The following is a 12,928-nucleotide window of genomic DNA, read 5'->3' on the forward strand; positions in this document are numbered from 1 at the left end:
CCGACGACTGCTCGGAGCGAAGGGGCGGGGTGCCGAGTGACGGATCCAGGCGACGCGGGGGGAGCGGGGTCCGCGACCGGGCCGTCCCGACAGCTGGGCCGGCTGACGGGCCGGCTGACGGTCGAGGGCCGAGTGCGTGTCGTGGCACTGTCCGGGGAGCTGGACTTCGACAGCGCGCCGTTGCTCCGTTCGCTCTTCCAGGAGGCCCTGGACATCGACGGGGCCCGGGTGGTCCTCGACGCCTCCCGGCTGACGTTCTGCGACTCCACCGGGTTGAACGCCCTGGTCGTCGCCAGGCGTGCGGCGACGGAGCGCGGGTCCGTGGTCAGCGTGGCGGCGCCCACCCCGGCGATGGCGCGGGTGCTGGCGATGTCCGGTGTGGACACCGTCATCGCGGTCCATCCCACCCGTGCCGAGGCTGTGGAACAGGCGCGGGAGGTCGGATGAGCGCAGCTGACGCGGACACCGCACCTGACGGGGGAACACTCCGTCTGGTGCTGACGTCCGGCGCGGGGGCGGTGGGCGCGGCCCGCGATTTCTCCCGACAGGCGCTGACCGGCTTCGGCTGGCTTCCGGCGCGGGACCAGGTCGCCCAGGACGCCGCCGACGACCTGCTGCTGCTGGTGTCCGAACTGGTGACCAACGCCTGCCGGCACGGCGCCGCCCCCTACCGGCTCACGCTGGAGCCCATCGGGGCCGACCTCCGCGTGGAGGTGACCGACAGCGGCCCGGAACTCCCCACCATGGGACCGGACCGGCCCGAGGTGCCGGGGGGCTTCGGGATGCGCCTGGTCGCGCAGCTCGCCTCCGCCTGGGGGGTGCGGGCCGATCAGGGCGGGAAGACCGTCTGGCTGGAAATGGCCCGTTGACCGCAGGGCGGGCGGAGCGCACGCGCGGTGTTCCACGGGCGTTCGTGGGCACACGCATCGGTGACGACACATCGAGCCACCGGTCGTTGCTTCCTCGTACTGGCGAGCCCCTCGCTCGGCGCTGTCCCCCGGCGCGCTGGTCCCGGTAGCAGCGGGAGCGGGCGGAAGCGAGGACGATCACCCATGCACGACCCCCATTCACCTGCCACGGGCACGCCCGGCGGGTCCGACCGGACCCGTACCCTGCCGCTGCCGGAGGGGTACGGCGCCGTCTCCGACAGCCGGCGCTTCACCTCGCAGGCCCTGACCGAGTTCAGCTGGCTGCCCCCGGCGGATCCCGTCGCACGGACGGCGGCCGAGGACGTGGTCCTGCTGGTGTCGGAACTGGTGACCAACGCCTGCCGGCACGGCGCCGCCCCCTACCGGCTGACGTTGCGCACCCACGACGGGCCTCCGACGCACTTGGCGTTGCGGATCGAGGTGAGTGACGCCGACCCCACTCCCCCGGTGCTCTGCGGTCAGCACCGGTTGGACCTGCCCGGCGGCCACGGCATGCGACTCGTCGGCCTGCTCGCCCGTGAATGGGGCGTGCAGCAGCACCGGGACGGATCGGGGAAGACCGTCTGGCTGGAGATCACCCGCGGCCGGAGCGGCTCCGCGGGAACGCCGTAGGCATGGGTCGGCGGGACGCGGGCACACGCTGCTTCGAAGAAGGAGGATGACGATGGGTGCTCTTCTGCTGGTGCTCCTGCTGGCCCTGATTCTGGGCGGTATCGGCTTCGCGGTACATGTGCTGTGGTGGGTGGCGATCTTCGTCCTGGTGGTCTGGGCGCTGGGTTTCGCGTTCCGCGGATCCTCCGGCGGCCGCTGGTACCGATGGTGACCGGTCACGGCCGGTAGTCCGACCGGACTCGGCGGCGTCGGCGCCGATCGACCGCACGGCGAGCGCGGTCGCGCCCAGCGGAGCGAGCGCGTAGCGGAGCAGCGAGTCGGCGACCGCCTGGGTGTCGGCGGCGGCCAGCAGCCGGGTGAGCAGGCTGAGGTCGTCCTGGGCGGCCTGGTCGACGATCTCGGCGGCGAGCTCCAGCGGGTTCGTCCCCGCCTCGGCGGCGAGGGCGTCCAACTGCCGGGCCGCGTCGCGCGGGCCGCAGTGGAGGCGTTCCACCAGGACGCCGGTCGCCATCTCGATCAGCGCCCGGCCGCCGGCGGCCGCCCTGTCGCCGCCACTACGCGACCCGGAGCCAGCGCTGGATGGCGGCGATCAGGGCGTTGGCGTCGACGGGCTTGGTCACGTAGTCGCTGGAGCCCGAGGCCAGGCTCTTCTCCCGGTCCCCGTGCATGGCCTTGGCGGTGACCGCGATGATGGGCAGGTCCGCGTACTGCGGCATGGCGCGGATCGCGGCCGTGGCCGTGTAGCCGTCCATCTCCGGCATCATCACGTCCATCAGGACCAGGTCGACGTCCGTGTGCTGCGTGAGCGCCTCGATCCCGGCCCGGCCGTTCTCGGCGTGCAGGACCCGCATCCCGTGGAGTTCCAGGATGCCGGTGAGGGCGAAGACGTTGCGCGGGTCGTCGTCGACGACCAGCACCCGGCGTCCGGCCAGGCTGCCGTCGACCTCCTTGAGCACCGGCCGGCGGCCGCCGTCGGGGCGGACCAGCGGGAGCACGTCGCCGGGCTGCTCGGCACTGAGGTGAAGCGCGATGCGCTCGCGCAGCTCGTCCAGGCTGGACAGCAGCTCCAGCGGGCGGTGGTCGGCCCTGGCGTGCAGCTGCTGCTCCTGGGCGACGCCCAGGCGACGGCTGTTGTGGGCCAGCACCGGGACGCTGCGCAGCGCCGGATCGCCGTCCAGCGCCTCCAGGAAGGCGAACGCCGCGCCCTCGGGCATGTCCAGCTCCAGCACCACGCAGTGGCAGGTCTCGTCCGCCAGGGCGGCGGCGGCCTCGGCGGCGCCGACCACGGACACCACCTCGACCCGGTTGGGCAGCCCGCCCGGTTCCCGGCTCTCGGCCAGGTCCGCGACGGCGCTCTCGGCGACCAGGGACAGCAGTCCGCGCGGGCGCTCCTCGATCACCAGCAGCCGGCGCTGCTGCGCGGCGACCGCCGGCGTCACCGCCGGACGCGGGGCCGGGACGCCCTCGGCGTCCGCCGCCGGCTCCGGGGCGGGTTCACCGGAACCGGCCTGTTCCTGGTACTCGGGCCTGGCCAGCGGCAGGAACAGGGTGAAGGTGCTGCCTTCGCCCAGGGTGCTCTCGGCGGCGATGGAGCCGCCGAGCAGTTGGGCGATCTCGCGGCTGATGGACAGGCCGAGCCCGGTGCCGCCGTACTTGCGGCTGGTGGTGCCGTCCGCCTGCTGGAACGCCCCGAAGATGGTCTCCAGCTGCTGCTCGGCGATGCCGATCCCGGTGTCGCGCACCCGCAGGGACAGCGCGGGGCCGTGGCGGCGCACCTGTTCCGGGAGCCGTTCCTGGTCGGCCGGCTCGATGTGCAGTTCGACGGTGCCGGTCTCGGTGAACTTCACCGCGTTGGACAGCAGGTTGCGCAGCACCTGGCGCAGCCGGGAGTCGTCGGTCAGCAGCTCGGTGGCGGTGCCGGGGGCGGTGGTGACCCGGAAGTCGAGGTTCTTCTCGGTGGTCAGCGGGCGGAAGGTGGCCTCGACGTAGTCCAGCAGTTGCCGCAGCGGGACCCGCTCGGGGGTGACCTCCATCTTGCCGGCCTCGACCTTGGACAGGTCCAGGATGTCGTTGATCAGCTGCAGCAGGTCGGATCCGGCCGAGTGGATCACTCCGGCGTACTCCACCTGCTTGGGCGTCAGGTTCCGGGTCGGGTTCTGCGCCAGCAGCTGGGCCAGGATCAGCAGGCTGTTGAGCGGCGTCCGCAGCTCGTGGCTCATATTGGCCAGGAACTCGGACTTGTACTTCGAGGCGAGGGAGAGCTGCTGGGCGCGCGTCTCCAGCTCCTGCCGGGCCTGCTCGATCTCCAGGTTCTTGGCCTCGATGTCGCGGTTCTGACTGGCCAGCAGGGTGGCCTTCTCCTCCAGTTCGTCGTTGGAGCGCTGCAACTCCTCCTGCTGGTTCTGCAGTTCCTCGGAGCGGGCCTGCAGTTCGGCGGCCAGGCGCTGGGACTCGCCCAGCAGTTCGTCGGTGCGCGAGTTGGCGATGATGGTGCTGACGTTGACCCCGATGGTCTCCATCAGCTGTTCCAGGAAGTCGCGGTGGACCGGGGTGAAGCGGTTCACCGACGCCAGCTCGATCACGCCCAGGACCTGCTCCTCGACCACGATCGGCAGCAGGACCAGACTGGTCGGCGCGGTGCGCCCGAGCCCGGAACCGATGGTGACGTAGTCGGGGGGCAGGTCGTCGACGGCGATCGTGCGGCGGCTGCGCGCGGCCTGGCCTACCAGCGACTGGCCCAGGCGGAAGTGCCGGGGCCGCCCGTCGCCGCCCACCCCGCCGGGGTGGCCGTAGGAGCCGAGGAGGTGCAGTTCGACGCGGTCGGCGGCTTCGTCGGCCTCGGCCAGGTAGAAGGCCCCGTACTGGGCCGTGACCAGTGGTGCGAGTTCGTCCATGATGAGCTCGGCGACCACGGCCAGGTCGCGGCGGCCCTGCATCAGGCCGGAGATCCGGGCCAGGTTGGACTTGAGCCAGTCCTGGTCGTGGTTGGCGCGGGTGGTCTCGCGCAGCGACTCCACCATGGAGTTGATGTTGTCCTTGAGGTCGGCGACCTCGCCGGAGGCGTCGACGGTGATCGAGCGGGTCAGGTCGCCCTCGGCCACCGCGCTGGTGACCTCGGCGATCGCCCGGACCTGCCGGGTGAGGTTCCCGGCCAGCTCGTTGACGTTCTCGGTCAGCCGCTTCCAGGTGCCCGACACGCCCTCGACCTCGGCCTGCCCCCGAGCCGGCCCTCGCTGCCCACCTCGCGCGCCACCCGGGTCACCTCGGCCGCGAACGAGGACAGCTGGTCCACCATGGTGTTGATGGTCGTCTTCAGCTCCAGGATCTCGCCCCGGGCGTCGACGTCGATCTTGCGGGTCAGGTCGCCCTGCGCGACGGCCGTGGTCACCTGGGCGATGTTGCGGACCTGGTTGGTCAGGTTGTTCGCCATCGAGTTGACGTTGTCGGTCAGGTCCTTCCAGGTCCCGGCGACGTTCGGCACCCGGGCCTGGCCGCCGAGCATGCCCTCGGTGCCCACCTCCCGCGCCACCCGGGTCACCTCGTCCGCGAAGGCCGACAGGGTGTCGACCATGGTGTTGATCACCCCCGCCAGCGCCGCGACCTCCCCCTTCGCCTCCACCGTGATCTTCTGCGACAGGTCCCCCCGGGCCACCGCCGTGGCGACCTGCGCGATCGACCGCACCTGCCCCGTCAGGTTGGACGCCATCACATTCACGTTGTCGGTCAGGTCCTTCCACGTCCCCGACACCCCGCGAACCGTCGCCTGACCACCGAGATTGCCCTCGGTACCGACCTCCCGCGCCACCCGGGTCACCTCGTCCGCGAACGCGGACAACTGGTCGACCATGGTGTTGATGGTCTCCTTCAGCTCCAGGATCTCCCCCCGCGCATCCACCCGGATCTTCTGCGACAGATCTCCCTTGGCCACCGCCGTGGTGACCTGGGCGATGGAGCGGACCTGCGCGGTGAGGTTGTCGCCCATGACATTGACCGACTCGGTCAGGTCCTTCCAGGTGCCCGACACCCCCTTGACGTCGGCCTGCCCGCCGAGCCGACCCTCGGTGCCGACCTCGCGGGCCACCCGGGTCACCTCGTCCGCGAACGCGGACAGCTGGTCGACCATGGTGTTGATGGTGTTCTTCAGCTCCAGGATCTCCCCGCGCGCATCCACCGTGATCTTCTGCGACAGATCGCCCTTGGCCACCGCCGTGGCGACCTGGGCGATGGAGCGGACCTGCGCGGTGAGGTTCCCGGCCATGAAGTTCACCGAGTCGGTGAGGTCCCGCCAGGTGCCGCCGACGCCGGGCACCTGCGCCTGGCCGCCGAGGCGGCCCTCGGTGCCGACCTCGCGCGCCATCCTGGTGACCTCGTCGGCGAACGAGGACAGCTGGTCGACCATGGTGTTGATGGTGTTCTTGAGCTCCAGGATCTCCCCGCGCGCGTCCACCGTGATCTTCTGCGACAGATCGCCCTTGGCCACCGCCGTGGTCACCTGGGCGATGTTGCGGACCTGGTCGGTGAGGTTCCCGGCCATGAAGTTCACCGAGTCGGTCAGGTCCCGCCACACCCCGCCCACACCGGGCACCTGCGCCTGACCGCCCAGTCGGCCCTCGCTGCCGACCTCGCGCGCGACCCGCGTCACCTCCGCCCCGAAGGAGGACAGCTGGTCGACCATCGTGTTGACGGTCTCCTTCAGCTCCAGGATCTCGCCGCGCGCGTCCACGTCGATCTTCTGCGACAGGTCGCCCTTGGCCACCGCCGTCGCCACCTGGGCGATGTCGCGGACCTGGGTGGTGAGGTTCCCCGCCATGGCGTTCACCGAGTCGGTCAGGTCGGCCCAGGTCCCGGACACCCCCGGCACCTCGGCCTGCCCGCCCAGCCGCCCCTCGGTGCCCACCTCGCGGGCCACCCGGGTCACCTCCGAGGTGAACAGCGACAACTGGTCCACCATGCCGTTGAAGACCGTCGCGATCTCCCCCAGCAGCCCCTCGCCGTCACCGGGCAGCCGGGTGCCGAAGTCGCCGTCGCGCACCGCGGTCAACCCCGCCAGCAGCTGCCGGAGTTCGGGCTCCCCGACCCCGGCCTCCCCCCGCGCCACCGCCGCACGCGCGCCCGGCACTCCGCGCTTGACAGCACGTCCGCTGTTGCCGGCCATGTCACCCATGCCTGCCCTCATCTCGTCCCGCGCCCGGATCCGGTCCGCAGCTCGACAACAACTGTTGTCGGATCTCCAGCAGACCTTACCCGCAGCGCAGGCCGCCGAGGCAACGGAATCCGAGACCGCCGCGCTGTTCGCGCCGTACGGACGACTCCCTTCCGCATCCGGAGCGCTCGACGCCCCGAAGAGCGGCACGGGGTTCGAGACGGCAGGGCCGTTGCAGAGCTCGGCGGCTGACGGTTGGTCACGGACCGGCGGGCCCACGGAGTTCCCGCCGTTTCCGGGCAAGCGGCCGGATCAGCTCGGCGATCTGACGTCCCAGTCCGATGGTGGGTCCCCCGACGAGTTCCCATGCGCGCGAGATCCCGACCAGGAAGCAGACGACGAGGAGCGCGGCGATGGTGCGTACCGCACCGGTTCCGCCCGGGTCGGCGAGCACCTGGATCCCGGAGACCAGTTGGGTGCCGAAGGTCGCGGCGAGGACGAACAGGAACGACAGGTCCGGCAGGGCCCGCCAGTCGAGGCCCTGCTCAAGGGCCAGCGAGAGCACGCAGACCACGACGACGCCGAGCCCGAGGATGCCGTCGACGAGTGCCGCCCAGCCGAGCTTCTCGCCGGGGATGAGTGCCATCAGCGACACGGTCAGGGCGTTGACGAACGCCGTGAGGGTCGCGGCTGTCTGCGCGCGGTGGAGCTGGGTCTCCTCCTGCTCCGCCAGTCGCTCTCGCAGCATCGAGACGGCGACGAACAGCAGTCCGATCAACGCGCCGGCCACACCCGCGGCCGTGGCGAAGAACCCTTCGAGACTCATTCGCTCTCTTCTCCCTCATCCGCTGCGCCGGTGCCGCGCTCGTGCGCACCCCCACAGTGCCCCAGCAAGCGCCGGGCGAACATCGGCCGAACTGCCGGGGCTCCCCCGTCAAATGACGTGGTCGCCCGCGCCCCGGTCACCGTCCGGACGGTTCCGGACCACGGGTTTCGCCGCCGGGCACCCGGGACGCGTCTATGCTGAGGGCACACCACCCCGGACCCAGGTGGTCGCAGGCGGCGTCCGCGCCGTCGCTCCGTGTCGGCACCCCCGCCGCCCCGCCGGCGCCCGGGGGCACGCGTCGGCCGAGGGTGGTGACCCAGTGGTGATCCAGCGGACGGACGACCGCAGTTCCGCGGTCGAACCCTGGATCGGGCGCGCCGGCGGCGCCGTCCGGACAGCCCTGCGACCCACGCGGATGCGCGATGTTCGGTAACCGGGCGGCACGGATCGCGGTGCTGGTGGCCGAGCGGGCGGCGCGGCACGGCGGGCCGGTCGGCGTGGCCGACGTGTGCGCCGCCGCCGTGGAGTCCCTGCCGGTCGGCGGCGCCGGGATCTCGGCCATGTCGCCCACGGTGGCCGGCTACCCGCTGTGCAGCACCGACAGCATCAGCGAACAGCTGGAGGAACTGCAGCTCACGCTCGGGGAGGGCCCCTGTGTGGACGCCTTCGCGCTGGGAGCCGCGGTGTGGACGCCGGACCTGCGCGCCGAGGACTCGCTGAGCCGCTGGCCGGTGTTCGCCCCGGCCGCGGTCGACGCCGGAGCCGCTGCCGTCTTCGCGTTCCCGCTGCGGATCGGGGCGATCAGCCCCGGTGTGCTGGACCTCTACTCCCGCCTCCCGCTCCTGCTGGGCCCGCAGGAACTGGCCGAGGCGACCGCCTTCGCCGACTTCGCCACGCTGGTCCTGCTCAACACCAGGGCCGCCGAACGCGGTGGCGTCGCCGCCGGATACGAGCCGGAGCCGGTCGGCTCCGGCTACCGCGCCGAGATCGACCAGGCCACCGGCATGCTGACCGGGCAGATCGGCGTCGGCATCGAGGAGGCGTTCATCCGGCTGCGGGCCCACGCCTACGCCCACAACCGTCGGATCTCCGAGGTCGCGGCCGACGTGGTCGGCCGCCGGCTGCGCTTCCCGCCCGATCCCGAGCCCGACCCGCCGCTGGGCGGAGTGGGCGAGGTGGACGATGGACCATGACCACGTGACAGGCCGCCAGGAACGACCGCACGCATTCCCGCTCGTGGCGAGCGGGACCAGTCTCGAACAAGGTGACCGCCATGGATGAACAACTGCTCGCCAAGACCTTCGTCGAACTGGCGGACAATCTCGTCGCCGACTTCGACCTCATCGACTTCCTGCGCCTGCTGGCCGACCGCTGTGTGGGCGTGCTCGGCGTGGGCGCGGCCGGGGTGCTGCTCGCCGATCTCAACGGCGAGCTCCGGGTGATGGCCGCCTCCAGCGAGCAGGCCCGGCTGGTGGAGCTCTTCCAGATCCAGAACGACGAGGGCCCGTGCCTGGAGTGCTTCCGCACCGGTGCCCCGGTGACCGTGCCCGACCTGGCCGCCGAGGCGCTGCGCTGGCCGCAGTTCGTCGCCCAGGCCCAGCTGCGGGGGTTCACCGGCGTCCAGGCCCTGCCGATGCGGCTGCGCGACGACGTCGTCGGGGCGCTCAACCTGTTCAGCTCCGGCCCGAACCGGTTCGACCCGGCCGCGGTCCCGCTGGGCCAGGCCCTGGCCGACGTCGCCACCATCAGCCTGCTGCAGCAGCGCTCCACCCGGGCCAACAGCCTGCTGAACGAACAGCTGCAGACCGCGCTGAACAGCCGCGTACTGATCGAACAGGCCAAGGGAAAGCTCGCCGAGCGCCTCGACATCGACATGGAGCAGGCGTTCACCGCCCTCCGCAGCTACGCCCGCGCCCACCAGCGGCGGCTGTCCGACCTCGCCCTGGCCTTCGTCAACGGCACCGAACCCCTCACCGACCTGGTCGTCTGAGCCTGCCGGCGCCGGCTACATGCCCATACCGATGCCACCGCTCACCGGCAGCACCGCTCCGGTGATGTAACCCGCGCTCTCCCCTGCCAGGAACCGGACGGCCGCCACCACCTCGTCGACCGAACCGGGGCGGCCCAGCGGGGTCATCCGCATCAGCTCCTCCATCCGCCTGGCCGACAGCGCCGCCGTCATCCCGGTGTCGATGATCCCGGGAGCCACGACGTTGACCGTGATGCCCCGGTCGCCGATCTCCCACACCAGCGATCGGGCGAGTCCGAGCAGCCCGGTCTTCGAGGCCGCGTAGTTGGTCTGCCCCGGCGAGCCCAGGAACCCCAGGGCCGAGGAGAGCAGCACGACCCGCCCGCGCCGCTCCGCGAGCATGCTCCGCACGGCGGCCCGCACGGTCACGAACGTGCCGGTGAGATTGGTCCTGATCACCTCGTCGAACGCCTCGTCGGACATCCGCAGCATCGGGCCGTCCCGGGTGATGCCGGCGTTGGCCACCACCACCTCCACCGGGCCGTGGGCGGTCTCCGCCTGCTTCAGCGCGTGTTCGACCTCGCCCGGCACGGCGACATCCGCCCGGATGCCCAGCAGCGCCTCGGGCAGCCCCTCGGGTCGTCCCTCCCCCCGGTGGGTGACCGCCACCCGGTCGCCGTCCGCGGCGAACGCCTTGGCCACGGCCAGGCCGATGCCGCGGTTGCCTCCGGTGATGAAGACCGATCGGCTCATGGTGCGTCCTTCCCTGTTCGACGGTTCACTCGGCGGCTCGCTCGGCGGCTCAGGCCGCGGTGAGCAGCAGGACGGCGTTGTGGCCGCCGAAGCCGAGCGAGGTGCTGACCGCCACCTCGATGCGGCCGCTGCGCGGCTCGCCGCTGACGATGTCCAGGTCGATCTCGGGGTCCTGGTTCTTGAGGTTGGCCGTCGGCGGCACCAGGCCGCGCTCGATGGCCAGGACGGTGTAGGCGGCCTCGATCGCCCCCGCCGCGGCGAGGGTGTGGCCGGTCACGCCCTTGGTCGAGGTCACCACCGGCCGGTCGCCGAGCACCCGGCGCAGCATCCGGCCCTCGATCACGTCGTTCATCGGGGTGGCGGTGCCGTGCGCGTTCACATGGTCGACGTCCGAGGCGGCGACGCCGGCGTCGGCCAGGGCGGTGCGCAGCGCCTGTTCGATGCCCTCCCCGTCGGGCCTGGGCGCGGTGGGGTGGTGGGCGTCGGAGGCGGCGCCGTAGCCGCGCACCACGGCGCGGACCGAGGCGCCCCTGGCCCGGGCGTCGGCGGCGCGTTCGAGGACCAGCACCCCGGCCGCCTCGCCCGCCACGAAGCCGTCCCGTTCGATGTCGAACGGACGGCCGGCGCTCTCCGGGCTCTCCCGCCGCCGGGACAGGGCGCCCATCTTGGCCAGACCCGCCATCGCGGTGGGGGTGAGCGCGGACTCGCTGCCCCCGGCCAGGACGATGTCGCACTCCCCGTTGCGGAGCATGCTCCGGGCCACGCCGAGGGCGGTGGTCCCGGACGCGCAGGCGGTGGCGGTCACCAGGCTGGGCCCGCGGGCGCCGCAGTCGATGGCGACGTAGCCGGCGACCATGTTGGGCAGGTACTTGGGCACCGTCAGCGGCGAGACCTTGGTGGGTCCGTCCTCGCGCAGGGTGCGGCACTGCTCCTCGAAGGTGGCGGTGCCGCCCAGGGAGTTGCCGAGCACCACGCCGACCCGGCCGCCGTCCCAGGCGCCCGGCTCCCAGCCGGCGTCCGCGATCGCCTGCCGGGCGGCCACGATGGCGAGTTGGACGAACCGTTCGAGCTGCCAGGAGGAGAAGCCGCCGAGGAGGGCCTCCGGGTCGAAACCCGGCACCCGGCAGTCGAAGTCGACCTGGAGCCCGCTGAGCGCCGCGTCCGTCGTGGCGCAGGAAACCCCCGAGGTGACGCGCTCCCAGTTGCTCTCGACGCCGATGCCGGCCGGCGTCACCAGCCCCAGTCCGGTGACCACGACCTCCGTGTCGTCGCGCGGCATCAGCCGGCCACTCCCTTGGTCCGGAGCAGCTCGGCGAGGGCGGCCACGGTCATCTCCTCGGTGAGCTCCCCGTCCTCCATCAGGACGTCGAACTCCTTGTCCAGCACCAGACCGAACTCGATCAGGACGAGGGAGTCGAAGGAGAGGTTCCCCAGGGTCACCTCGGGGCCGATGGCGGCGCTCTTGACCTTGAACCGCTCGGTGAGCAGCGCGGAGATGCGTTCTTCGGTCGCGTTCATGGCAGGACTCCTTGACGGTGTGTCCGTGCGGTCGCACGGTTCGGAGGGCGGCCGGGCGATGGGGCGGGCGATGGCCGGGCATCGGGGCGGGCGGTGGGCGGGTGGCCCGGAGGGGGCGGCTCAGGCCGCGACCACGTCCGGCCAGACCAGTCCGACCGAGCCCCAGGTCAGCCCGCCGCCGAAGCCGCCCAGGACGACGCGCTGCCCGGCGAGCAGTTCGCCGCGGCGCACTCCGTCGGCCAGGGCGAGCGGGATCGACGCGGCGACCGTGTTGCCGACGCGCTCGATATTGCGGACGAAGCGGTCCGCCGGCAGGCCGATGCGCTCGGCGACCGCCACCAGGATGCGGGAGTTGGCCTGGTGCAGCACCACCCGGTCGAGGTCGTCCAGCCGCCAGTCCAGCAGCCGCGCGGTGGTCTCGACCGACGCGGCCATGTGCCGGACCGCCTCGGCGAACACGGCCCGGCCCTCCATGGTGAAGAACTCGGCGTCCGGCTCGGCCGGCCGGCCGGTCGAGCGCTGCCGGGATCCGCCGGCCGCCACCTCCAGCAGGCGGCTGCGGGTGCCGTCGCTGCCCAGGTGGAGTCCCTTGAGCGCGCCGGGTTCCGCCGGGGCGCCGGCCCGCAGCAGCACCGCTCCGGCGCCGTCGCCGAAGATCGCCCGGGTGGTCCGGTCCGCGGGGTTGAGGATGGTCGAGAACGTGTCCGCCCCGATGACCAGCACCGTCCCGGCGGTTCCGGACTCGACCAGGGCGGCCGAGACGCCCAGCGCGTAGACGAAGCCGGTGCAGACCGCGGCGATGTCGAAGGCCGCGGCCCCGCCGAGGCCCAGTCGGGCGGCGACCTCGGGAGCGGTGGCGGGGCAGCTGCGGTCCGGGGTGCTCGTCGCCAGGACGACCATGTCGGCCCGCTCGGTCCCGGCCGACTTCAGCGCCCGTCCCCCGGCCTCGACCGCGAGGTCCCCGGTGGACTCGCCAGGGGCGACGATGTGTCGTTGCTCTATCCCGGTGCGGGTGCTGATCCACTCCGCCGAGGTGTCCAACCGGGCGGCCAGGTCGTCATTGGTCACCACCGTCTCCGGCACCCAGGCGCCCAGACCGGCCACCACCGCCGCCCGGTTCATCCGGGGCCGCAGCGGCCGCTGCGGCCACTGGGTCCGCAGGGGAATTCGGTCACCGT

At 72.4% G+C, this 12,928-nt stretch carries 11 protein-coding genes and 2 pseudogenes; 6 read left to right on the plus strand and 7 right to left on the minus strand.

All coding sequences use genetic code 11. The annotated features are described in order from the left end of the window. Positions 1-36 precede the first annotated feature (36 nt). The 4 genes from BS75_RS03355 to BS75_RS49885 all read left to right on the plus strand — a co-directional run bounded on the left by BS75_RS03355 (position 37) and on the right by BS75_RS49885 (position 1,752). Positions 37-447, plus strand: a complete 411-nt coding sequence (locus BS75_RS03355; protein WP_267970549.1) for an STAS domain-containing protein — start codon at positions 37-39, stop codon at positions 445-447. Then, the gene (locus tag BS75_RS03360) at positions 444-869 is read left to right on the plus strand and encodes an ATP-binding protein (RefSeq protein ID WP_042440747.1); all 426 of its coding nucleotides are present in this window, start codon (positions 444-446) and stop codon (positions 867-869) included. The genes BS75_RS03355 and BS75_RS03360 overlap by 4 nt, the downstream gene beginning before the upstream one ends. Positions 870-1,052: 183 nt before the next feature. Continuing rightward, a complete protein-coding gene (locus BS75_RS03365; protein WP_042440748.1) occupies positions 1,053-1,541 on the plus strand; it encodes an ATP-binding protein in 489 nt (162 codons plus the stop codon). 52 nt (positions 1,542-1,593) lie between these two features. Then, positions 1,594-1,752, plus strand: coding sequence for a hydrophobic protein (locus BS75_RS49885; protein WP_152646334.1), 159 nt, complete (start codon positions 1,594-1,596; stop codon positions 1,750-1,752). A gap of 30 nt (positions 1,753-1,782) precedes the next feature. Here BS75_RS49885 and BS75_RS52065 read toward each other — a convergent pair. The 3 genes and pseudogenes from BS75_RS52065 to BS75_RS03380 form a co-directional block, all read right to left on the minus strand. After that, positions 1,783-2,085 (minus strand): annotated as a pseudogene (locus BS75_RS52065) (ANTAR domain-containing protein); the annotation flags it as partial. Between the two features lie 10 nt (positions 2,086-2,095). After that, positions 2,096-6,717: pseudogene (locus BS75_RS43130) on the minus strand (HAMP domain-containing protein). A 226-nt stretch (positions 6,718-6,943) separates the two neighbouring features. Further along, positions 6,944-7,510, minus strand: a complete 567-nt coding sequence (locus BS75_RS03380) for a hypothetical protein (protein ID WP_034087132.1) — start codon at positions 7,508-7,510, stop codon at positions 6,944-6,946. 422 nt (positions 7,511-7,932) lie between these two features. On the opposite strand from BS75_RS03380, the gene BS75_RS03385 reads away from it, so the two are divergent. Next, the gene (locus BS75_RS03385; RefSeq protein WP_042440326.1) at positions 7,933-8,703 is read left to right on the plus strand and encodes an ANTAR domain-containing protein; all 771 of its coding nucleotides are present in this window, start codon (positions 7,933-7,935) and stop codon (positions 8,701-8,703) included. A gap of 80 nt (positions 8,704-8,783) precedes the next feature. Further along, a complete protein-coding gene (locus BS75_RS03390; protein ID WP_034087133.1) occupies positions 8,784-9,500 on the plus strand; it encodes a GAF and ANTAR domain-containing protein in 717 nt (238 codons plus the stop codon). Between the two features lie 15 nt (positions 9,501-9,515). Here BS75_RS03390 and BS75_RS03395 read toward each other — a convergent pair whose 3' ends face one another. From BS75_RS03395 to BS75_RS03410, 4 genes are all read right to left on the minus strand, one after another. Next, complete coding sequence (locus BS75_RS03395; protein ID WP_034087134.1) at positions 9,516-10,232, minus strand: SDR family oxidoreductase; 717 nt, start codon at positions 10,230-10,232, stop codon at positions 9,516-9,518. A 49-nt stretch (positions 10,233-10,281) separates the two neighbouring features. Beyond that, positions 10,282-11,511, minus strand: a complete 1,230-nt coding sequence (locus BS75_RS03400) for a beta-ketoacyl-[acyl-carrier-protein] synthase family protein (protein ID WP_034087135.1) — start codon at positions 11,509-11,511, stop codon at positions 10,282-10,284. Continuing rightward, positions 11,511-11,750 carry an acyl carrier protein gene (locus BS75_RS03405; RefSeq protein ID WP_034087136.1) on the minus strand — a complete coding sequence of 80 codons (240 nt, stop codon included), beginning with the start codon at positions 11,748-11,750 and terminating at the stop codon, positions 11,511-11,513. The genes BS75_RS03400 and BS75_RS03405 overlap by 1 nt, the downstream gene beginning before the upstream one ends. 120 nt (positions 11,751-11,870) lie before the next feature. Then, the gene (locus tag BS75_RS03410; protein ID WP_034087137.1) at positions 11,871-12,872 is read right to left on the minus strand and encodes a beta-ketoacyl-ACP synthase III; all 1,002 of its coding nucleotides are present in this window, start codon (positions 12,870-12,872) and stop codon (positions 11,871-11,873) included. Positions 12,873-12,928: the final 56 nt, after the last annotated feature.

Origin of the sequence: Streptacidiphilus albus JL83 (genome assembly GCF_000744705.1) — a bacterium.
GTDB classification, from domain to species: domain Bacteria; phylum Actinomycetota; class Actinomycetes; order Streptomycetales; family Streptomycetaceae; genus Streptacidiphilus; species Streptacidiphilus albus.

Coding starts and splice junctions, on each gene's coding strand:
- BS75_RS49885 (WP_152646334.1), top strand. CDS start 1,594: ATGGGTGCTCTTCTGCTGGTGCTCCTGCTGGCCCTGATTCTGGGCGGT.
- BS75_RS03400 (WP_034087135.1), bottom strand. CDS start 11,511: ATGCCGCGCGACGACACGGAGGTCGTGGTCACCGGACTGGGGCTGGTG.
- BS75_RS03365 (WP_042440748.1), top strand. CDS start 1,053: ATGCACGACCCCCATTCACCTGCCACGGGCACGCCCGGCGGGTCCGAC.
- BS75_RS03395 (WP_034087134.1), bottom strand. CDS start 10,232: ATGAGCCGATCGGTCTTCATCACCGGAGGCAACCGCGGCATCGGCCTG.
- BS75_RS03385 (WP_042440326.1), top strand. CDS start 7,933: ATGTTCGGTAACCGGGCGGCACGGATCGCGGTGCTGGTGGCCGAGCGG.
- BS75_RS03390 (WP_034087133.1), top strand. CDS start 8,784: ATGGATGAACAACTGCTCGCCAAGACCTTCGTCGAACTGGCGGACAAT.
- BS75_RS03410 (WP_034087137.1), bottom strand. CDS start 12,872: ATGAACCGGGCGGCGGTGGTGGCCGGTCTGGGCGCCTGGGTGCCGGAG.
- BS75_RS03360 (WP_042440747.1), top strand. CDS start 444: ATGAGCGCAGCTGACGCGGACACCGCACCTGACGGGGGAACACTCCGT.
- BS75_RS03380 (WP_034087132.1), bottom strand. CDS start 7,510: ATGAGTCTCGAAGGGTTCTTCGCCACGGCCGCGGGTGTGGCCGGCGCG.
- BS75_RS03405 (WP_034087136.1), bottom strand. CDS start 11,750: ATGAACGCGACCGAAGAACGCATCTCCGCGCTGCTCACCGAGCGGTTC.